A 19,794-nucleotide genomic window follows, 5' to 3' on the forward strand; every position below is an offset into this window, starting at 1 on the left:
CCTCCATGAGCACCCCGCGCACCGGCTCGGTCGTCTTCCAGAACGTGCGCAAGCAGTTCGGCAGCTTCACCGCCATCCACGACCTGTCGCTCACCATCGAGCCGGGCACGCTGGTGACCCTGCTTGGCCCCTCCGGCTGCGGCAAGACGACGACGCTGCGTATGCTGGCCGGCCTCGAACACCCTTCCGCCGGCCGGATCCTGATCGGCGGCAAGGACGTGACCATGCTGCCGGCCAACGAGCGCGACGTGTCGATGGTCTTCCAGTCCTATGCGCTCTTCCCGCACATGTCGGCGCTCGACAATGTCGCCTACGGCCTCGAATCCTCGGGAATCAAGAAGAAGGAAGCGCGTGAGCGCGCCGAAGAAGGCCTGCAGCTCGTTGGCCTCGGCGGCCTCGGCCAGCGGCTTCCGGCCGAACTTTCGGGCGGCCAGCAGCAACGCGTCGCCGTTGCCCGCGCGCTCGTGCTCGAACCGCAGGTGTTGCTGCTCGACGAACCGCTGTCCAACCTCGACGCGCGACTGCGCCGCAAGGTGCGCACAGAAATCCGCGAGTTGCAGCAGCGCCTCGGGTTCACCGCCGTCTACGTCACCCACGACCAGGACGAGGCGCTTGCCGTTTCCGACCGCATCATCGTCATGAAAGATGGCGCGATCGCGCAGCAAGGTGCGCCGCGCGATCTCTATGAAGCACCGGCCTCCACCTTCATCGCCGACTTCATGGGCGAGGCCAATGTGCTGCCCTGCGAGGTGACCGCGACCGACGCCGGCCTGGCGACGATCCGCATCGGCGGATTTGAGCACCGCCTGCCCTCCAAGGGCGCCCGGACGGGTCCGTCAAAACTCGCCGTAAGGCCCAACGCGGTGACGCTGACGCCGGCCAAGGGTGCCGCCCTTTCAGGCACGATCAGCAGCGCCGCCTATCTCGGCGGCCACGTCGAATACGAGGTCGAAACGCCGGCGGGTCTCCTCTTTGTTGTCGATCAGGCGGTGGAGGAAATGCTATCTCCGGCAACGGAGGTCGCGATCGGGTTCCGCAGCCGCGGCCTCGCTTTGATTGACGCATGACTTTTCACAACTGGATACGAGAAGGACACTTGCATGACTGCTGAAATTGCCGGCCTCGATGCCCGGTTCGCGCTTGCCAAATCCATGGCCGAGGAGGCCGGCCGGCTCGCCTACGATTACTTCCTGAAGCGGGAAACACTCGTCATCGAAACCAAGCGTGACGCCCACGACGTCGTCTCGATCGCCGACCGCAACGTCGAGACGTTGATCCGCGACAAGATCGCCGCCGCGTTTCCGGACGATGGCGTGCTCGGAGAGGAGCATGGACTTCTCGACGGCACATCCGGCTTCACCTGGGTGCTCGATCCGATCGACGGCACCACGCCCTTCGTCAACGGCATGCCAAACTGGTGCGTCTCGATTGCGGTGGTCTATGCGGAGAAACCCGTTATCGGCGTGATCCACTCGCCCTGCCACCAGGAAATCTATGCCGCTGCAACCGGCCGGGGCGCGACGCTGAACGGCAAGCCGCTTCGTCTCGACGGCACGCGCACGATCCGCAACGCCGTCACCGGGCTTGGCGCCAACGATCAGGTGAAACCTGGCGAGATGGGTGCCATCGTCGAGCGCCTGCTCTCGAATGGCGGCAACTTCATGCGCAACGGTTCCGGCGCACTGATGATCGCCTATGTGGCGGCAGGTCGCCTCGTCGGTTATTACGAACCCTACATGCATGCCTGGGACTGCCTTGGCGGCTATTGCCTGGTGACCGAAGCCGGCGGCTGGACGCTGCCTTTCCCCGCGCGGGGCGAGGCGCTGACGCATTGGGCGCCGGTGTTGGCCGCAGCCCCCAGCGCCGTCGATGACCTGCTGAAGGTCGCCCAGCTTGACCGGGCAGCAGCTTGATCACTCTTGCGCCGAGCCGGTGGGTTTGTCGGGCTTGAATCCCAGCAGACCACCGAGTTCCATCGGGAACGGGAAGATCACGGTCGAGTTCTTCTCGCCGGCAATGACGTTCAAGGTGCTCAGATAGCGCAACTGCATGGCCTGAGGCTGCCGGGCGAGGATCTCGGCGGCCTCGAGCAACTTGGCCGCGGCCTGCTGCTCACCCTCGGCATTGATCACCTTGGCGCGCCGCTCGCGTTCGGCCTCCGCCTGACGGGCAATCGCCCGAACCATGCTCTCGTTGATGTCGACATGCTTGATCTCGACGGTCGCCACCTTGATGCCCCAGGCATCCGTCTGGCTGTCGAGGATCTTCTGGATATCGTCGTTCAGCCGATCACGCTCGGCCAGCATCTCGTCGAGATCATGTTTGCCAAGCACGGACCGCAGGGTCGTCTGCGCCAGCTGGCTCGTCGCCATCATGAAGTCCTCGACCTGGATCGTCGATTTCTCGGCGTCGATCACCCGGAAATAGATCACGGCGCTGACCCGAACGGAAACGTTGTCATGAGAGATGACGTCCTGGCTCGGCACGTCCAGCACCCGGGTTCGGAGATCGACCCGCACCATCTGCTGCACATAGGGCACAAGCAGGATCAGCCCCGGCCCCTTGACGCCGGTGAACCGGCCGAGGGTAAAGATCACGCCCCGTTCATATTCACGCAGGATCCGGATCGAATAGGCGATGACGAGAATGACGAGCACCAGCAACGCAGCAAAAGGAGCAAGGCTCCCGAACATGTCCATGACCATTCCTCCATTCCGGGCGCTTTCACCGCGCCCTCACCCGATCCGCGGGCGCTATGTCTTTGGTCCGTCGCGGATCACTTCGAGCGTCAGTCCGTTCCGCCCGATGACCTTCACGTTCTCGCCCCTCGACAGCGTCTCCGTGCTGACGGCCTGCCAGCGCTCGCCATGGGCGATGACGTAACCGGCCGCGCCGGTCCAATTTTCGACCGTGCCGGCAAGGCCGATCATCTGTTCGCTGCCGGTCACCACCGCGTGGCGGCTCGAACTGAAGGCGAGCCGAGCGACCAGAAGGCTAAAACCGAGGCTTGCAACCGCAAGCGCCGCCAGCACGGACCAGGAAACCCCAAAACCCGGCGTATCCGTATCGAAGAGAATGGCCGCGCCCAGAACCAGTGCAAAACTGCCGCCGGCGCCGAGCACGCCGAAGGATGGCGAATGCGCCTCGGCGACCATCAATCCGATCCCGAGCATGATCAGCCCTATGCCGGCATAACTGACGGGCAGCACCGAAAGCGCATAGAGCCCGAGCAACAGGCAGATGCCGCCGATCGTTCCCGGCGCCACCGACCCCGGCGACAGGAACTCGAAGATCAAGCCGTAGATGCCGATCATCATCAGGATGACCGCGATATTGGGATCAGTGACCACTGAAAGCAGCCGGGTGCGCCAGTCGGGCACGAAGTCCTCGGTCGTAAGACCTGCGGTATCGAGCACGATCTCTCGCTGCCCCACGCGCACCGTCCGCCCGTTCGCCTGCTTCAGGAGATCGGTAACGTCGGTCGCGGTGAAATCGACGGCCTTTTCCCGGACGGCCGCCTCGGCCGAGAGGCTTGCAGCCTCGCGCACCGCCTTTTCGGCCCAGTCGGCATTGCGCCCGCGCAACTCCGCCAGCCCGCGGATATAGGCCACGGCATCGTTGACCATTTTTGCCTCGGCAGGGCTCTGCGCCGCCGGCTGTTTGTCGCCGTCCTTACCCTCACCGAACATGTCGCCACCGATCGCAATCGGCGTCGCGGCGCCGAGGTTCGTTCCCGGCGCCATCGCCGCAATGTGGCTGGCATAAAGGATGTAAGTGCCGGCGCTCGCCGCCCGCGCGCCGCTCGGCGCAACGTAGGTTGCGACGGGTACGGGCGAGCCAAGGATCGCGCGGATAATCTCGCGCATCGAGGTGTCGAGGCCGCCGGGCGTATCCACCTGCAGGACCACCAGCGGCAGGCGGCGCTCTTGCGCCTTCGTCAGGCCACGCCTGACATATTCGGCGGTCGCCGGACCGATGGCGCCGTTGACATGCAGCACCAAGGCGACCCGATCGTTTTCGGCCCGCGACGAAGCTGGAAACGCGAAGGACAAGATCAACAAAAACAACAGCGTGAGGGTTCGCAACATCCGTCGTCAGAACCTCGCATGCTCGACACCTGCGAAGAGGGCCACGCGCCGCATGATAGCACAACACAAGGTTAGCACGAAGCGAAGGCCTCTACTGCGCCCGCGGGCTCGCACGTCAGAGCACGGGACGCCGGCGGCCTCTCGGCTGCGACGGGATGACAACGGCGGCGATCGGCGGTATCTGCTAGATGTTCATTTGAGCGGCAACGCTTCGCCGCCAATTCGAGGCCGCCTTTGGCGCCTTCCAGTTTCAGCAGAACAGGATTTTGGGTTTGGAGACGACCCTCTACCAGCCGATCAAGAGCTTCCTCGAAACCCGCGGCTATAGCGTCAAGGGCGAGATCGGCGGATGTGATATCGTCGCGCTCAGCGACGACGAACCGCCGCTGGTGGTCGTTTGCGAACTGAAGCTGAGCTTCAATCTCGAACTGATCCTGCAGGCGGTCGATCGCGCCACCGCCGGCGACGAGGTGTGGGTCGCCGCCCGTGTTTCGGCCAAGGGCAAGGGGCGGGAGAGTGACCGGCGTTTCCGCGATCTCTGCCGCCGGCTCGGCTTCGGGATGCTGGCGGTCGCCGACAATGGCATGGTCGATGTTATTCTCGCGGCTTCCGCGGTGATGCCGCGCAAGAACAACAGGAAAAGAGCGCGCCTGATCAGCGAGCATCGCCGCCGCAAGGGCGATCCGACCGCGGGTGGCGCCACGCGCACACCGATCATGACCGCGTATCGGCAGCAGGCGCTCGCCTGCGCTGCCGCCCTGCAAGTCGGCCAGCAGCGCCCGCGCGATCTGCGCCCGGTAGCACCCGATGCCGCCAAAATCCTGCTCAGCAACGTCTATGGCTGGTTCGAGCGGGTCGACCGCGGCATCTACGCGCTGTCGGAACAGGGCGCCGAAGCACTTCGCCGCTGGCCTCCGCTCGAGACCGCAACGGTCGTGATCGCCGAGGCATCCGAAGCATGACACAGCCTGGAGCCCTCCGGTGAACCCCGCGCTTCGCCTTCTCTATCTTTGCCTCGCATGGCTGATGGTCGGCCTCGGCGTCATCGGCGCCTTTCTTCCGATCCTGCCGACGACGCCGTTCCTGTTGCTGGCAGCCGGGCTCTTTGCCCGCGCCTCGCCCCGGCTGGAGCAATGGCTGCTCAACCACCGGGTCTTCGGGGCCCCACTTCGGCTGTGGCGCGAAAAGGGGGCGATATCCCGGCGGGCCAAGACCGGTGCGGTCAGCCTGATGGCCGCCAGCTTCGGCCTCTTCCTTTTCTTCGGCAATCCGAGCCTCTCGCTCGCCGCTATCGTCGCAGCCGCAATGGCGCTTCCCGCGCTTTTCATCCTGACGCGTCCAGCGGAGTAGCCGGTCGGCACGGCCAACGAACCAGGCCGGTGCAAACGGGAAACGATACTTTTCCTCTCAAGAAATACTTGATTGCGCGCGAAAAGGTCGAAATATTCTCCGGGCGCACACGCTATAAGCGTATACATCCATACTTAGTGTTTTTGTAAATCAATATATACTTCGAACAACTCAAGAACAAAGTTGTACAAATGTGCAATTTCCGCGGCCGCGCAGCGGCTCGCTCTCTTGCTCGACCGTTGTTCCGCATCCACGCAATGCACGATCGCGTGAATTTATGCATCGCGAACGGCCGTGGAAACGTTTCATCGGCTCACATAGGCACCTGCTGAACGCAGATAGACCCCCAAAACTGACGATTCGCGATTGACAAGCCGGTCCGGTTGGCTCCATCTATTGCATTACAAAGGCAGCAATTCCTTAATAACGGAATATGTGGAGGAGCATATGCCTGACATGCTGGTGAGCTTGTATTCGCCGATCCTCGGTGAACTCAAGCGCAGAACAAAAACTGACAAGGTGACGATCCGTCCCGCATTGCCGCCGGAAATGGGCCTGGTCGTCGGCTGGGTTCGGGAGAATTTCAGCGAGAACTGGGCGAGCGAGGTGACTGTCGCCTTCACGCGCAGGCCCGTCGCCTGTCTTATCGCGGTTGACGACGGCAAGCTCGTCGGCTTCGCCTGCTACGACACGACCGCTCCCGGCTTCTTCGGCCCGACTGGCGTCGATCCCGTCGCCCGCGGCAAGGGCATCGGCGTCGCCCTGCTTTCCGATTGCCTCGACACCATGAAGACGCTTGGCCACGCCTATGCCTTCATCGGCGACGCCGGCCCGGTCGATTTCTACGCAAAGACCGTAGGCGCCGTGCCGATCCCCGCCCCCGACAAGGGGATCTACCAGGGCATGCTGCGCCGCCCCTCCAAATAATTCCAATCTCGGAGCCTCTGAATGTCCTCGACACCCCTAGCCCTTTTTGTCGGTCTTCCGAACCCTACGCTTTCGGACGACGAGTTCGCCCTGTTTCGCGAAACCAACCCGCTCGGTCTCTTCGTTGGCCGCCGTAACCTGCGTGATCCGCAGCAGGCAAAGGCTCTGATCGAACGCTTCCGCGAAGCCGTCGGCCGCGAAGACGCTCCCGTCTTCACCGACCAGGAAGGCGGACGCGTTCAGCATCTCGACGCCGGCCCCTGGCCGCTGTTCCGCTCCTTCGGCGAATTCGCCGAACTCGCCCGCCGTGACTTTGCCCTCGGCAAGAAGGCCCTGCGCCTGTCAAGCCAGGCCATGGGCACGATGATGACCGATCTTGGCCTGACGAGCGGCTGCTCGCCGGTGCTCGACCTCGTCTTCTCGACGACGAGCTCCGTCATTGGCGCCCGCGCCTTCGGCGCCGACCCGGACTTCATCGCCGCACTCGGCCGCGAAGTGGTCGACGGCCTGCTCGAGACCGGCAACATGCCGATCATGAAGCACATTCCCGGCCATGGCCGCGCGACGCTCGATTCGCACAAGGAGCGCCCGGTCGTCGACGCCTCGCGTGAATTGCTGACGTCCACCGATTTCAAGCCCTTCGTCGCCCTGCGCGACACGCCCTGGGCCATGGTCGCCCACGTCGTTTACTCGGCCTTCGACAAGGAACTGCCGGCGTCCATCTCGCCGATCATGCACGACGTCATCCGCAACAACATGGGCTATGACGGCGTCCTCATCTCCGACTGCATCTTCATGGAATCGCTGCGCGGCACCCTGCCGGAGCGCGTTCGCCAGGTGCTCGATGCCGGCTTCGACATCGCGCTCCACAGCCATGGTGATCTCGCCGAAAGCGAAGCGGCAGCCAAGGCGGCAAGCCCGCTGACCGCCGCCGCGCAGAAACGCATCGACGCCGCCAACGCCCGGCTCGGCACGCTCAAGGTCGACGTGCGCGCCGTGCATGCGGAAGTCGAGGACATGTTCAACAGCGCCCTCGTTGCCTGACCGAAACAAGAAATCCTAGCGATCTAAAAGGGGAACTACCGTGAAAAAATCGCTTCTCGGCGCAGCCACCGCGCTCGCCCTCATCGCCGGCCCGGCGGCGGCACAGACCGTGCTGACGGCCAATATCGAGCCGGCGACCACCTGGGTTCGCAACTTCAACCCGTTCAACCAGACCTCGGCGCGTCAGAGCACGCTCGACTTCATCTACGAGCCGCTGGTCGTCTTCAACCGCTTCGACGGCAACAAGCCGGTCTTCCGGCTGGCCGAAAGCTTCAAGCTCTCGGACGACCTGAAGTCGATCGAGTTCAAGCTTCGTCCGAACCTCAAGTGGTCCGACGGCAAGCCGCTGACGGCGACCGACGTCAAGTTCACCTACGACTACCTGAAGAAGTTCCCGGCGCTCGACTTCGTCAGCATCTGGACCTTCATCACCGGTGTCGAGGCCGTGGACGCTGAGACCGTGCGCTTCACGCTCGCCAATCCGAGCTCGCTTGCAGCCGAACAGCTGGCGCAGCTGCCGATCGTGCCCGAGCACGTCTGGAAGGACATTGCCGAGCCGGTCACCTTCGCCAACGAGGCGCCCGTCGGCAGCGGTCCGCTGACCGAAATCCCGCGCTTCACCGGCCAGACCTACGACCAGTGCCGCAACCCGCACTACTGGGACGCAGCAACGCTCAAGGTCGACTGCGTGCGCTTCCCGCAGCTTGCCGACAACAACCAGATCCTGACGGCGACCGCGTCGGGCACGCTCGACTGGGGCGTCTCCTTCATCCCGGATATCGAGAACGTCTATGTCGCCAAGGATCCGGAACACTTCCACTTCTGGTATTCGCCAAGCAGCATGGTCGCCTTCCTGTTCAACCAGGAAACGGCGAACGAGAACAACCGCAAGGCCTTCAACGACGTGAAGTTCCGCCGTGCCGCCTCGATGGCGCTCGACCGCGGCACCATGGTCGACGTCGCCGGCTACGGCTACCCGACGCTCAACGAAGACCCGGCAGGAATGGGCGAGCTCTACAAGAGCTGGGCCGACCCGTCGGTCGCGGCCGATTTCGGCAAGTACGGCAAGTACGATGCGGATGCCGCCAAGGCGCTGCTCGACGAGGCCGGCTACGCCGACAAGGACGGCGACGGCTTCCGCGACAACCCGGATGGCAGCAAGATCTCGTTCTCGATCATCGTTCCGAGCTCCTGGACCGACTGGATCGACACGGTGACGATCGCCGTCGAGGGCCTGCAGGCCGTCGGCCTCGACGCCAAGATCGAGACGCCCGAGGAAGCGGTCTGGACCGGCAACCTCATCAACGGCACCTTCGATGCGGCGATCAACAGCCTGCCGGCATCGGCCTCGCCCTACTACCCCTACAAGCGCGCCTTCAGCGCGTCGGACAAGGGCAAGACCCGCTTTACCTCGCAACGCTGGTTCAATCCGGATGTCGAAGCGCTTCTGACCGAGTTCACCCAGACCGCCGACCCGGCCAAGCAGAAGGAAGCGATGAACAAGGCACAGCGCATCGTCGCCGAAAACATGCCGATGATCCCGGTGTTCAACAACCCGAACTGGTACCAGTACAACACCAAGCGCTTCAAGGGCTGGGCGACGGCGGAAAACCCCTTCGTCAACCCGTCGATCACCCGCAACAACCCGGCGCGTCTTCTGCACCTGCTGGCGCTTGAACCGGTGAAGTGATCCCTGATCGAAGGCGCGGCGCCCTTTCGGACGACGATCCGGGAGGGCGCCGCATCTCGATCGGCAACGGTGGCGGGCGCTTTTCGTCCGCCACGCAATCGTCCTTGGGGTCAGTCTCCACGGGCGGTTCGATAAGAAGACAGCCCTGCCGCCTGACGCGCTCTTGCGGCAGCCGCAGTCGATGGAGTTCCCGATGGCCTTTTTGCTTCGCCGCCTCTGCTTCTATCTGGCGGCCTTCGTCGCAGCGGCGACGATCAACTTTTTCCTGCCGCGGCTGATGCCCGGTGATCCGGTGCAGATCATGTTTTCGAGCGCCGGCGCTGAACTGCCGCCCGAAAGCCTGCAGGCCCTGAAACTCACCTTCGGCTTCGTCGATGGCCCGCTTTGGCAGCAGTACCTCACCTATCTCGGCAGCATCTTCAGCGGCGACCTCGGCCGTTCCATCAAGTATTTCCCGCTGCCGGTGACCACCGTGCTCGGCAACGCACTCGTCTGGACCGTCGGCCTGATGGGAACTGCCACCATCGTCAGCTTCGTGCTCGGCACCTTCCTCGGCATTCTCGCGGCTTGGCGCCGCGGCAGCCTGTTTGACGTCATCGTTTCCGTCGGCGCGATCTTCGCGACCTCGGTTCCCGCCGTCGTCACCTCGCTGATCGTCGTCTTCACCTTCGGCTTCACGCTTGGCTGGTTCCCGACCGGCTATGCCGCCGATCCGGCGCTCGATCCCGCCTTCACGTTCGAATATTTCGGCAGCATCCTCTACCACGGCATCCTGCCGATGCTGACGCTCTGCGCCGTTCTGACCGGCGGCTTCGCCGTGACCATGCGCAACAACATGATCAACCTGCTCGGCGAAGACTACATCGTCATGGCCCGCGCCAAGGGGCTTTCCGACACCCGCGTGATGATCTGGTATGCGGCGCGCAACGCCCTGCTGCCGACCGTCTCGAGCCTTGCCATCGCCATCGGCACGGTGCTCGGCGGCTCGCTGGTGACCGAGGTGGTGTTCAACTATCCGGGCCTCGGCAACATTCTCTACCAGGCGATCCTCGCCCGCGATTACCCCGTCATCCAGGGACAGCTCTTGATCATGACCGCCACCATGCTCATTGCCAATTTCATCGTCGACGTCAGCTACGTGCTGCTCGACCCGCGACTGAAGAGGGCGTGATATGAAGACCTCCTCCTTTCCGCTCACTCACAACCGCAAGGCCATGGTCGGCGCGCTGATCGTCGCCTTCATCCTGGCTGTCGCGATCGCAGCCCCCTTGCTGACCTCCTATGACCCGGGCGCGCGCGTCGGACGGCCGCATCAGTCACCGTCGCTCGAGCACTGGCTCGGTACCACCCGTATCGGCCAGGACGTCTTCGCCCGCCTCATCTACGGCGCACGCACGTCGCTCGCCGTCGGCTTCGGCGCCGGGCTTCTCATCACCATTGTTGGCACAGCACTCGGCATCATCGCCGGCTATCGCGGCGGCAAGATCGACGAGGTCATCAGCTTCTTCACCAACATGGTGCTGGTCGTGCCGAACCTGCCGCTGCTGCTCGTGCTTGCCGCCTTCATCGGCCAGGCAAGCCCGTGGGTCATCGCGCTCATTCTCGGCTGCACATCCTGGGCCTGGGGCGCCCGTGTCACCCGCGCAGAGACGCTGTCGGTCAAACAGAAGGACTATGTGAAGTCCGCCGAAATGATGGGCGAGCCACGCTGGCGCATCATGACCTTCGAAATCTTCCCCAACCTCATCTCGATCGTCGGCATCAACTTCATCGGCAGTGTGATTTTCGCGATCATCACCCAGGCGACGCTCGAGTTCCTGGGCCTCGGCGATCCCAAGGTCGTTTCCTGGGGCACGATGCTCTATGCGGCGCAGAAGGCCTCCGCCCTTTCGGTCGGCGCCTGGTGGGACATCCTGACGCCCTGCTTCGCGCTCGCCTTCCTCGGCATTGGCCTGTCGCTGCTCAACTTCGCCGTCGACGAAATCGCCAATCCGCGGCTTCGCACCGGCAACCGGCTCGGCCGCTGGTCCGCGCTCATCCGTTCCGGGGAGGGCCGCCTGTGACCGCACCTTTGCTTTCGGTCAAGAACCTGACCATCGATTACATTGGCGAGACCAACGATTTCCGCGCCGTCGACAATGTCAGCTTCGACGTTGCCCCCGGTGAGGTCTTCGGCCTTGCCGGCGAATCCGGCTGCGGCAAGAGCACGATCGCCTTTGCCATCAGCCGGCTGCACAAGCCGCCGGCGCTGATCCGCAAGGAAAGCGCCATCCTGCTCGACGGCCGCGACGTGCTCGACCTCGACCAGAAGGATCTCGCCGACTTCCGCTGGCGCGAAGTGGCGATGGTGTTCCAGAGCGCAATGAACTCACTGAACCCGGTGTTGCGCATCGAACAGCAGTTCTACGACGTCTTGAAGACGCACAAGCGCATCACCCGCGCACAGGCGCGTGATCGCACCGCCGAGATGCTCAAGCTCGTCGATATCTCGCCGGACCGGATGCGCGATTATCCGCACCAGTTTTCCGGCGGCATGCGCCAGCGCATCGTCATCGCCATCTGCCTTGCGCTCGATCCGCGGCTGATCGTCATGGACGAGCCGACGACGGCGCTCGACGTGGTGGTGCAGCGCGAAATCCTGCAGCGGATCAACGAACTCCGGCGCAAGCTCGGTTTTGCCGTGCTCTTCATTACCCACGACCTCGGGCTGATGGTGCAGTTCTGCGACCGCATCGGCATCATGCTCGGCGGCAAGCTGGTCGAACAGGGCACCGCCGACGCCATCTACCGGACAGCGGAGCACGACTATACCAAGAAGCTCTGGGCCTCCTTCCCCTCGCTGCACGGAGGCGTTCTTCGATGACCGGCATGTCCGCACCCATTCTTACCCTGGACAAGGTCAGCAAGACCTTCGGCAATGGCCCCGCCGCCGTGCGCGCGGCGAGGGCTATCTCGTTCTCATTGCATGCGGGCCGGGCGCTTGCCGTCGTTGGCGAATCCGGCAGCGGCAAGACCACCTGCGCCCGCATCGCCATGCGCGAATACGAGCCGAGCGAAGGACGGCTGCTCTATAAGGGCAAGCCCGTCGACGCGGCCGGATCCAAGGAAATCGCCGACTATCGCCGCTCGGTGCAGATGATCTTCCAGGATCCCTTCGCTTCGCTCAATCCGGCCCACACCATCGCCTACCACCTGAAGCGGCCGCTGATGCTGCATCGTGCTGACATCAGGGGTGCGGCGGTCGACGAAGAGATCAAGGCCCTGCTTCGGCAGGTGAAGCTCGATCCTGAGATCGTCGCGCCGAAGTACCCCCACGAACTTTCCGGTGGCCAGCGCCAGCGCGTCAACATCGCCCGGGCGCTCGCGGCCAAGCCCGAAGTCATCGTCGCCGACGAGCCGACCTCGATGCTCGACGTTTCCGTGCGGCTCGGCGTGCTCAATCTCTTGAGCGAAATGAAGCGCGAGATGAATCTCGGCCTGCTTTACATCACCCACGACATCGCGACGGCCCGCTACGTCGCCGAGGATATCGCGGTGATGTATGCAGGCCAGATCGTCGAATGGGGCAATACCAGTAAGGTCATCGACAACCCGGCCCATCCCTATACCAAGCTGCTGCTCTCGGCTGTGCCGGATCCGGACATCCGCTTCGACGATCCGAACGCGCAGGTGAGCTCAGCCGAAGCCGATGAAACGCGCCGGCGTTCGGCGGCGACCCAGGAGACAATCCGCGAGGTCGAGCCCGATCATTTCGTGCGCGCGGCCTGAGCCGCCCACCGACTGGCTAAAACAAAAACGCCCCGCTTACCGCGGGGCGTTTTTGTTTGGTCGCGAAAAGCGCAACCCCGTCGATTTTTGGCCCGGCGCCCTCGTGCGCCGGGCCATAAAATCAGGCGGCTTCGCGCTTTTCGACGTCGGTCGGAACGGTGGAGATCGTCTTCAGGATCTGCGAAGCGATCTGGTAGGGGTCGCCCTTGGAGTTCGGGCGGCGATCTTCGAGATAGCCCTTGTAGTCGTTGTTGACGAAGCTGTGCGGAACGCGGATCGACGCACCACGGTCAGCAACACCGTAGCTGAACTGGTGGATCGAAGCGGTTTCGTGCTTGCCGGTCAGGCGCATGTGGTTGTCCGGGCCGTAGACGGCGATGTGGTCGGCACGAGCTTCGGCGAAAGCAGCCATCAGCTCTTCGAAGTATTCCTTGCCACCGACTTCGCGCATGTAGGCGGTCGAGAAGTTGGCGTGCATGCCCGAGCCGTTCCAGTCGGTGTCGCCGAGCGGCTTGCAGTGGTATTCGACGTCGATGCCGTACTTTTCGGTCAGGCGCTGCAGCAGGTAGCGGGCAAGCCAGATTTCGTCGGCAGCCTTGCGCGAGCCCTTGCCGAACACCTGGAATTCCCACTGGCCCTTGGCGACTTCCGCATTGATGCCTTCATGGTTGATACCGGCAGCCAGGCAGATGTCGAGATGCTCTTCGACGATCTTGCGGGCCACGTCACCAACGTTGCTGAAGCCGACGCCGCAGTAGTAGGGGCCCTGCGGCGCGGGGTAACCGGCATCCGGGAAGCCGAGCGGGCGGCCGTTCTGATAGAAGAAGTATTCCTGCTCGAAACCGAACCAGGCGCCGTCGTCATCCAGAACCGTAGCGCGGGTGTTGGACGGATGCGGCGTCTTGGCATCCGGCATCATGACTTCGCAAAGGACGAGAACGCCGTTCTTGCGCTCCGGATCCGGATAGACGGCGACCGGCTTCAGCACGCAGTCCGAGCTGCTGCCTTCGGCCTGCATCGTCGACGAACCGTCGAAGCCCCAGAAGGGCAGCTGTTCCAGCGTCGGGAAAGCATCGAATTCCTTGATCAGGGTCTTGCCGCGCAGGTTCGGGGTGGGCTTGTAACCGTCGAGCCAGATGTATTCGAGCTTAAACTTTGTCATTTCGTTCTCTCACATGACGCCAGGAATGGCTTGGTTCCGAAGCGGTTGGGCAATCCAGACTGGCTGCCCGACGACCGATGAGCGTTAAGAAGCATTAATCGTGCCAACTCGAATTAAGCGTCGAGAATCCAGAAAAAAGGGTCACTAGGGGCAGGTGCGAGCGCGGCCGAACCGATGGCACAGCGCAAGGAAGCAGCGATTCGCACAAAAAATAGGCAAAACCTGCCCGACTCCGCGGCAAAGCAGGGCGGCAAGTCTGCGGTCAAAGATCCAGCGTCAGTAGATGCCGGCGATTGCCTGCAAAACGTGCAGTGGCGCAATGAACCGGACAGGTCAACTTCAGCGCCCGACGACGCATTGGCGCATGATCGCGGGCAGGACCTTGAACAGCCGCGCGTCCTCGCACTGGGAAACATTGAAGCGCATGAAGCCGTTGGCGGTTCCGGCGTGAGAAAAGACGTTGCCGGGCGCCAGCACGATTTCCTGCTGCAGTGATTTCTGCGCCACCTCGGCCGCGTCGATGCCATCGGGCAAACGGCACCAGAGAAACATGCCGGCCTGCGGCTCGATCCATGGCGTGATGCCGATCTCCCCGAGCCGCGCCGCCGTCTCGTTCATCGACCGTGCCAGGCGCTCGCGCAGTGCCTCCATGTGCTTGCGGTAGCTGCCGTCCTTGAGCATCGCAAAAACCAGCTCCGCCGCAAGGCTCGGCCCACCGAACGTGGTGGCGATCTTCAGGTCGACCAGCCCCTCGATCCACCCCCGCGGCGCGGCGATGAAGCCGCAGCGGATGGAGGCCGAGAGAGTCTTGGAGAAGCTGCCGATCTGCACGACACGCTCGAGCCCGTCGAAGGCGGCAAGCCGCGGCGCCGGCGTATGCTCGAAATCGGCGAAGATATCGTCCTCGACGATCGTCAGCCCGGCCTGTTCGACAAGCTTCAGCAGACGATGGGCGACGACCGGCGAGAGCGTGGCGCTTGTCGGATTGTGAAGCCCGGAATTGGTGATGTAGAGCCGCGGCCGGTGGGTTGCGAGAACCTCAGCGAATTTTTCGAGATCGGGCCCCGAAGGCGTATAGGGCACGCTTACGACCTCTGCCCGATGGGCACGCAGCAGAGCATGGAAATTGAAATAGCAGGGGTCGTCGACCACGACCGTATCGCCTGGCTCAATCAGGAAGCGGCAGAGCAGATCGATCGCCTGCGTCCCGGATTCCGTCAGGATGATCTGGTCGGGCGATGCCTCGACGCCGTGCTCGCCTAGACGCCGCGCCAGAAGCTGGCGTAAGGGCCGATGGCCAAGCGGCGTTCCGTAGTCCGTCAGCCCGCTCGCCTCCAGCTTGGATGCCGATTTAAGAGCACGGCGGATTGCAGTTTCCGGCATCCAGCTCGGCGGCAGCCAGCCGCAGCCGGGCTTCAGCACGCTATCGCCCGTTTCCAGCGCCTGGCGCGACACCCACAGCGGATCGACGGCCCGGTCGAGCCGCGGACCGATCTCGGCCAAAGACAGAGGCGCCAGCGGCGCCGCCACGAAGAAGCCGGCGCCGGGCTTCGAGCGAATGACACCTTCGGCCACCAGCCGTTCATAGGCTTCGACGACGGTGGATTTCGAAACGCGCATGGTGTTGGCGAAGGCGCGGATCGACGGAAGCTTCGCCCCCGGCGTTAGGACACGCCCGGCGATCCGCTGCCGGATCGTCGACATCACGCCTTCGAGCAGCGTTTCGCTGCCGAGCTCCAACTCCTGAACCGTCATCCGTACTGCTCATACATCCAATACAGTTTTGCAAAACTGTACCGCATTGTCTCTGGCAGAGCCAGTCCGTTCGACGGATACAGACGAAAAAGGAGAATGCTATGGACAAGACGGCAGACGGTTGGATGAGCGGTTTTCTCGGGGTGCTGATCTTCAGCGGATCATTGCCAGCGACCCGCGTCGCAGTGATGGACTTTGATCCGGTGTTTCTGACAGTCGCGCGCGCGGTGATCGCCGGCCTGCTCGGCCTCTTGCTGCTTCTCATCTTCCGCCAGCCGCGACCGGCGAAGGCCGATCTCGTTTCGCTGGCAATCGTCGCCTTCGGCGTCGTGCTCGGCTTTCCGCTGCTAACCGCGCTGGCCTTGCAGCACGTCACCTCGGCGCATCTGATCGTCTTCGTCGGACTTCTGCCATTGGCAACCGCGATCTTCGGCGTGCTTCGTGCCGGCGAGCGGCCGCGCCCAGCCTTCTGGTTCTTTTCCTCGCTCGGCAGCGCCGCGGTCGTCGGTTTCGCGCTGGTGCAGGGCTTTGCCGCATCGCCCGTCGGCGACCTCCTGATGCTCGGCGCCATCATTGTCTGCGGCCTTGGCTATGCCGAAGGCGCCAGCCTTTCGCGCAAGCTTGGCGGCTGGCAGGTGATCTGCTGGGCGCTGGTCCTGTCATTGCCGATCATGCTGGCGCTGACGCTCTTCACGCTGCCGGCCTCCTTCGCAGCCGTCACCAACGGCGCCTGGGCGGGCCTTGCCTATGTCTCGCTCTTCAGCATGCTCGTCGGCTTTGTCTTCTGGTATCGCGGCCTTGCGCTCGGCGGCGTCGCCGGCGTCGGACAGTTGCAGTTGCTGCAGCCCTTCTTCGGCCTGGCACTCGCTGCAACACTTCTCGGCGAGCCGGTCAGCTGGAGCATGCTGGCCGCGACCGGCGCGATCGTGCTCTGCGTTGCCGGCGCCAAGAAATTCGCGAAATAGGCGGCTTTTCACGGGGCGGCGCAGCCCAAGCCCTTCAGAGGCGGTCGAGCTTCAACCGCGCGCCGAGCAGATCGAGAAAGCGGCGGATCTTTGCAGATGGGGTCCGCCCTTCCAACCACAGCGCATGGATCGGCACCGGGGCCGGCTCGAAGTCTTCAAGCACGGTTTCGACCTTGTCGGCATCGATCAGATGTTTGATCTGCCAGAGCGGCGAAAAGCCAAGGCCGAGGCCCTGTTCCACCGCCGCATAGATCGAATTCATCGAGTTGGTGCGAAACCCGCCGCTCACCTTGACGGCGCGAGCCCGCCCGTCGATGGTGAACATCCAGACGCCGGGTCGCTCGTCGCCCGTGCGCGTGACGCAACGATGCGCAGCGAGTTCCTGCGGATGAGACGGCCGGCCGAAGCTCGCAAAATAGGCGGGCGAGCCGAAGACGACGCGGCGAAGCGCGCCCAGGCGCTTGCCGGTCAGGCCAGAATCCTGCAGATCGCCGATCCGCAAGACCAGATCGAGTCCGCTCGCTGCCAGATCGACGAAGGCATCGGAGAGGTCGAGATCGACCTCGACTTCCGGATATTTCGCCATGTACTCGGCGATCACAGGCATCAGGAAACGCGGCGCAAACAGATTCGGCGCCCCAAGGCGCAGCACGCCTGACGGCTCGGAGCGCCGCTGTGCGGCCTCCTCGCGCGCGTCGTGTATCTCCTCCACCGCAGGCTTGATGCGCAGATAGAAGCTCTCGCCCGCCTCGCTTGGCATTGAGCGGCGGGTCGTGCGATGCACCAGCTCGACACCGACATCGGCTTCGAGCATGGCGAGCGACCGACTGACCGTCTGTAACGGTCTGCCCAGGCGTTTCGCTGCGGCCGTCAGGCTCCCCTGCTCGACGATGGCCAGAAAGGCCTCCAGATCTTCGATGCGGCTCATTCGATAATCCCGTTTTGCTGGAGAATAAATCACATTTTGCGTCGATTGTCCGCATTGTTGTGCAGCACTAGCTTGAGATCGTCACATCACGACGGCTCGAAAGGCGGACCCCATGAACCAGCGCTCCAACACGATCCTTGTCGTCGGTGCCACCGGCCGCTTCGCCGGCCTTGTCCTTCCCGAACTGGCGCGGCGCGGCGCCAGGGTCCGCGCCCTCATCCGCGACGAAGCGCAGGGCGCGATTGCGAAATCGCTCGGTGCATCGGAGATCGCGATCGGCGATCTGCGCGAGCGCACCAGCCTTGACCGGGCACTTGAGGGCGCTGACGGCGTCTTCCACATCGGCCCGGCCTTTGCGCCGGACGAGACGGCGATGGGCGTATCGATGGTCGAAGCCGCCGTTCGCGCCGGCGTCCGGAAGTTCGTTTTCTCCTCGGTCATCCAGCCAACCCATGTGCGGCTGAAGAACCATGCAGCAAAGATCCCGGTGGAGGACGCGCTCTATTCCTCGCCGCTCGAATACACCATTTTGCATCCGGCAAACTTCATGCAGAACCTGCGGTCGGCCTGGGCGAGCGTGCTTGCCACCGGCAGCTTCGCCGAGCCGTTTCCGACAGCGACGCGCATCGCCCGTGTCGACTACCGTGATGTCGCCGAAGTCGCGGCCATTGCCCTCACGGAGGACCGGCTCGCCCATGCGACGCTGGAACTTAGTGCCGAGGGCCGGCACAACCGCGAGGAAATCGCCCGAATGATGAGCGCCGCGCTCGGTCGGCCGATCGTTGCGGCAACCATCGGCTTTCACGAATGGGCAAAACCGATCGCCGCGAAATACACCGACCACCAGCTGGAGCTGCTGTCCAAGGTTCACGCCTACTATGCCGAAGTCGGACTTGGCGGAAACAGCCTGACGCTGCGCGCCGCTCTTCAGCGCGAACCGCGCAATCTCGAGAGTTTCATTCGCGAGCTGGCGCAGGCCTAACGGTCGGCGGCCACACCTATTCCCTTCACCCCCGGAGTTCACCTCATGTCAAAAAAGCTTCCGCATCGATACCAGGCCATCGTCATGCCGCTTGTTCTTTCCGTCCTGATGTCGGGCATCGTCTCCTTCGTCTCGACGGCCATCGGCAACGGCATCCATCCCGATATTCTCGCACTATGGATCAAGGCCTGGGCTTTCTCCTGGCTGGTCGCCTTTCCGAGCCTGCTCGTGGTTCTTCCGCTCGTGCGCCGCATCGTGGCGGCGACCGTCGAACAGCCGCGCAGCAACTGACCGATCTCGCGCTATTCACCCCGAGCCGACCTTTCGGGCGCAACCGATATTTTTAGGATATCTAAAAACGATTGACAGGAAATCGGGCCGCGCCCTAGCTTGAGGAGAGACGAGAAGGGGACAGACAGTGACGACGGACCATGCCAGCGGCGCTTCGACCGGCGAGGCAGAAACGCCGCCGCTCGGCGATCGCCTGCGCCAACGGCGAAAGGCCCTGAAGATGACGCTTCAAGAGGTCGCCGACGAGGCCGGTTTTTCCGTCGGCTTCATCTCGCAGATCGAGCGCGGCATCACCGTCCCGTCGCTGACCTCGCTGATCGCCGTCTGCCGGACCTTGAAAGTCGAGGCCGGCAGCTTCCTCAATCCGCCGAAGGTGGCGACGCCATTTACCCGGCGCGAACACCGTCCGGTCTATGGGCTCGGCGGAGAAAGCGGCAAGGCCGTCTCCTATGAGCGGCTCTCCGCCTCCTTTCCCGGCAACGTGCTCAGAAGCACTATTATCCACGAGCCGCCCGGCCATCGCAGCGAGCCAATGTCGCATGAGGGAGAGGAAATCTTCTTCATCCTGAAGGGAGCGTTGACGCTGGAGGTGGACGGCGAAGCGATGGTTCTCGAAGCGGGCGATTCCGCTCATTTCCCGTCGCTGCGCACCCATACGATGTGGAACCACACCAGTGAGCCGACCACGATCCTGCACACCTGCACCATGGACGTCTTCGGCGACGGAGCGCCCTCAGGAAGCCCCACCGACAGCCTCGCCGTGACCCGGGCCGAGAACCGGCTCGAGGGGATCGCCGAAGGCAAGTGACGGGCGCCACAGCCAGCGCCGCCACGAGTTCTTAGA

The 19,794-nt window shown here is 63.5% G+C and carries 20 protein-coding genes; 15 read left to right on the top strand and 5 right to left on the bottom strand.

The genetic code is table 11. The features are described from left to right. Nucleotides 1–5 precede the first annotated feature (5 nt). Together OVA00_RS02500 and OVA00_RS02505 are read left to right on the top strand one after the other, a co-directional pair. The gene (locus OVA00_RS02500) at nt 6–1,067 is read left to right on the top strand and encodes an ABC transporter ATP-binding protein (RefSeq protein WP_060529166.1); all 1,062 of its coding nucleotides are present in this window, start codon (nt 6–8) and stop codon (nt 1,065–1,067) included. Between the two features lie 33 nt (nt 1,068–1,100). Beyond that, nucleotides 1,101–1,913 carry an inositol monophosphatase family protein gene (locus OVA00_RS02505; RefSeq protein ID WP_060585772.1) on the top strand — a complete coding sequence of 271 codons (813 nt, stop codon included), beginning with the start codon at nt 1,101–1,103 and terminating at the stop codon, nt 1,911–1,913. On the opposite strand, the gene OVA00_RS02510 is transcribed toward OVA00_RS02505, so the two are convergent. Continuing rightward, a complete protein-coding gene (locus OVA00_RS02510) occupies nt 1,914–2,699 on the bottom strand; it encodes a slipin family protein (RefSeq protein ID WP_060519915.1) in 786 nt (261 codons plus the stop codon). A gap of 54 nt (nt 2,700–2,753) precedes the next feature. Continuing rightward, nucleotides 2,754–4,088, bottom strand: a complete 1,335-nt coding sequence (locus OVA00_RS02515) for an NfeD family protein (protein ID WP_113135509.1) — start codon at nt 4,086–4,088, stop codon at nt 2,754–2,756. Between the two features lie 272 nt (nt 4,089–4,360). Here OVA00_RS02515 and OVA00_RS02520 point away from each other — a divergent pair, with 272 nt between their 5' ends. The 9 genes from OVA00_RS02520 (at nt 4,361) to OVA00_RS02560 (ending at nt 12,867) form a co-directional block, all read left to right on the top strand. Next, the gene (locus tag OVA00_RS02520; protein ID WP_060519920.1) at nt 4,361–5,050 is read left to right on the top strand and encodes a DUF2161 domain-containing phosphodiesterase; all 690 of its coding nucleotides are present in this window, start codon (nt 4,361–4,363) and stop codon (nt 5,048–5,050) included. Nucleotides 5,051–5,069: 19 nt separating this feature from the next. Beyond that, complete coding sequence (locus OVA00_RS02525; RefSeq protein ID WP_082572828.1) at nt 5,070–5,438, top strand: YbaN family protein; 369 nt, start codon at nt 5,070–5,072, stop codon at nt 5,436–5,438. A 447-nt stretch (nt 5,439–5,885) separates the two neighbouring features. Beyond that, nucleotides 5,886–6,365, top strand: a complete 480-nt coding sequence (locus OVA00_RS02530) for a GNAT family N-acetyltransferase (protein WP_034790046.1) — start codon at nt 5,886–5,888, stop codon at nt 6,363–6,365. A 21-nt stretch (nt 6,366–6,386) separates the two neighbouring features. Beyond that, nucleotides 6,387–7,409, top strand: a complete 1,023-nt coding sequence (locus OVA00_RS02535; RefSeq protein WP_089043675.1) for a glycoside hydrolase family 3 N-terminal domain-containing protein — start codon at nt 6,387–6,389, stop codon at nt 7,407–7,409. Between the two features lie 40 nt (nt 7,410–7,449). Then, nucleotides 7,450–9,099 (top strand): ABC transporter substrate-binding protein, encoded by a 1,650-nt coding sequence (locus OVA00_RS02540; protein ID WP_060606271.1) that lies wholly within the window; start codon nt 7,450–7,452, stop codon nt 9,097–9,099. 193 nt (nt 9,100–9,292) lie between these two features. Continuing rightward, nucleotides 9,293–10,270 carry an ABC transporter permease gene (locus OVA00_RS02545; protein ID WP_268087849.1) on the top strand — a complete coding sequence of 326 codons (978 nt, stop codon included), beginning with the start codon at nt 9,293–9,295 and terminating at the stop codon, nt 10,268–10,270. A gap of 1 nt (nt 10,271) precedes the next feature. Further along, the gene (locus OVA00_RS02550) at nt 10,272–11,162 is read left to right on the top strand and encodes an ABC transporter permease (protein ID WP_268087850.1); all 891 of its coding nucleotides are present in this window, start codon (nt 10,272–10,274) and stop codon (nt 11,160–11,162) included. Next, nucleotides 11,159–11,962, top strand: coding sequence for an ABC transporter ATP-binding protein (locus OVA00_RS02555; protein WP_268087851.1), 804 nt, complete (start codon nt 11,159–11,161; stop codon nt 11,960–11,962). The genes OVA00_RS02550 and OVA00_RS02555 overlap by 4 nt, the downstream gene beginning before the upstream one ends. Nucleotides 11,963–11,967: 5 nt before the next feature. Next, complete coding sequence (locus tag OVA00_RS02560) at nt 11,968–12,867, top strand: ABC transporter ATP-binding protein (RefSeq protein WP_090299244.1); 900 nt, start codon at nt 11,968–11,970, stop codon at nt 12,865–12,867. Nucleotides 12,868–12,988: 121 nt separating this feature from the next. Here OVA00_RS02560 and OVA00_RS02565 read toward each other — a convergent pair whose 3' ends face one another. Together OVA00_RS02565 and OVA00_RS02570 are read right to left on the bottom strand one after the other, a co-directional pair. Continuing rightward, entirely contained in the window at nt 12,989–14,029 is a 1,041-nt protein-coding gene (locus OVA00_RS02565; RefSeq protein WP_034790086.1) for a glutamine synthetase beta-grasp domain-containing protein, read from the bottom strand. 339 nt (nt 14,030–14,368) lie between these two features. Beyond that, complete coding sequence (locus OVA00_RS02570; RefSeq protein WP_268087853.1) at nt 14,369–15,784, bottom strand: aminotransferase-like domain-containing protein; 1,416 nt, start codon at nt 15,782–15,784, stop codon at nt 14,369–14,371. A 101-nt stretch (nt 15,785–15,885) separates the two neighbouring features. Here OVA00_RS02570 and OVA00_RS02575 point away from each other — a divergent pair, with 101 nt between their 5' ends. Continuing rightward, the gene (locus tag OVA00_RS02575) at nt 15,886–16,749 is read left to right on the top strand and encodes a DMT family transporter (protein WP_268087855.1); all 864 of its coding nucleotides are present in this window, start codon (nt 15,886–15,888) and stop codon (nt 16,747–16,749) included. Nucleotides 16,750–16,783: 34 nt separating this feature from the next. Here the strand turns inward: OVA00_RS02575 and OVA00_RS02580 are convergent, their stop codons facing one another. Beyond that, complete coding sequence (locus OVA00_RS02580; protein ID WP_268087856.1) at nt 16,784–17,677, bottom strand: LysR family transcriptional regulator; 894 nt, start codon at nt 17,675–17,677, stop codon at nt 16,784–16,786. 112 nt (nt 17,678–17,789) lie between these two features. On the opposite strand from OVA00_RS02580, the gene OVA00_RS02585 reads away from it, so the two are divergent. From OVA00_RS02585 to OVA00_RS02595, 3 genes are all read left to right on the top strand, one after another. Beyond that, a complete protein-coding gene (locus OVA00_RS02585; protein ID WP_268087858.1) occupies nt 17,790–18,659 on the top strand; it encodes an NmrA family NAD(P)-binding protein in 870 nt (289 codons plus the stop codon). Nucleotides 18,660–18,704: 45 nt separating this feature from the next. Then, a complete protein-coding gene (locus tag OVA00_RS02590; RefSeq protein ID WP_034790124.1) occupies nt 18,705–18,950 on the top strand; it encodes a DUF2798 domain-containing protein in 246 nt (81 codons plus the stop codon). A 127-nt stretch (nt 18,951–19,077) separates the two neighbouring features. Then, nucleotides 19,078–19,758: a helix-turn-helix domain-containing protein gene (locus tag OVA00_RS02595; protein ID WP_063891316.1), complete on the top strand. Its 681-nt coding sequence runs from the start codon at nt 19,078–19,080 to the stop codon at nt 19,756–19,758. Nucleotides 19,759–19,794 lie beyond the last annotated feature (36 nt).

Source organism: Ensifer sp. SL37 (assembly GCF_026672675.1).
Classification (GTDB): Bacteria; Pseudomonadota; Alphaproteobacteria; order Rhizobiales; family Rhizobiaceae; genus Ensifer; species Ensifer adhaerens.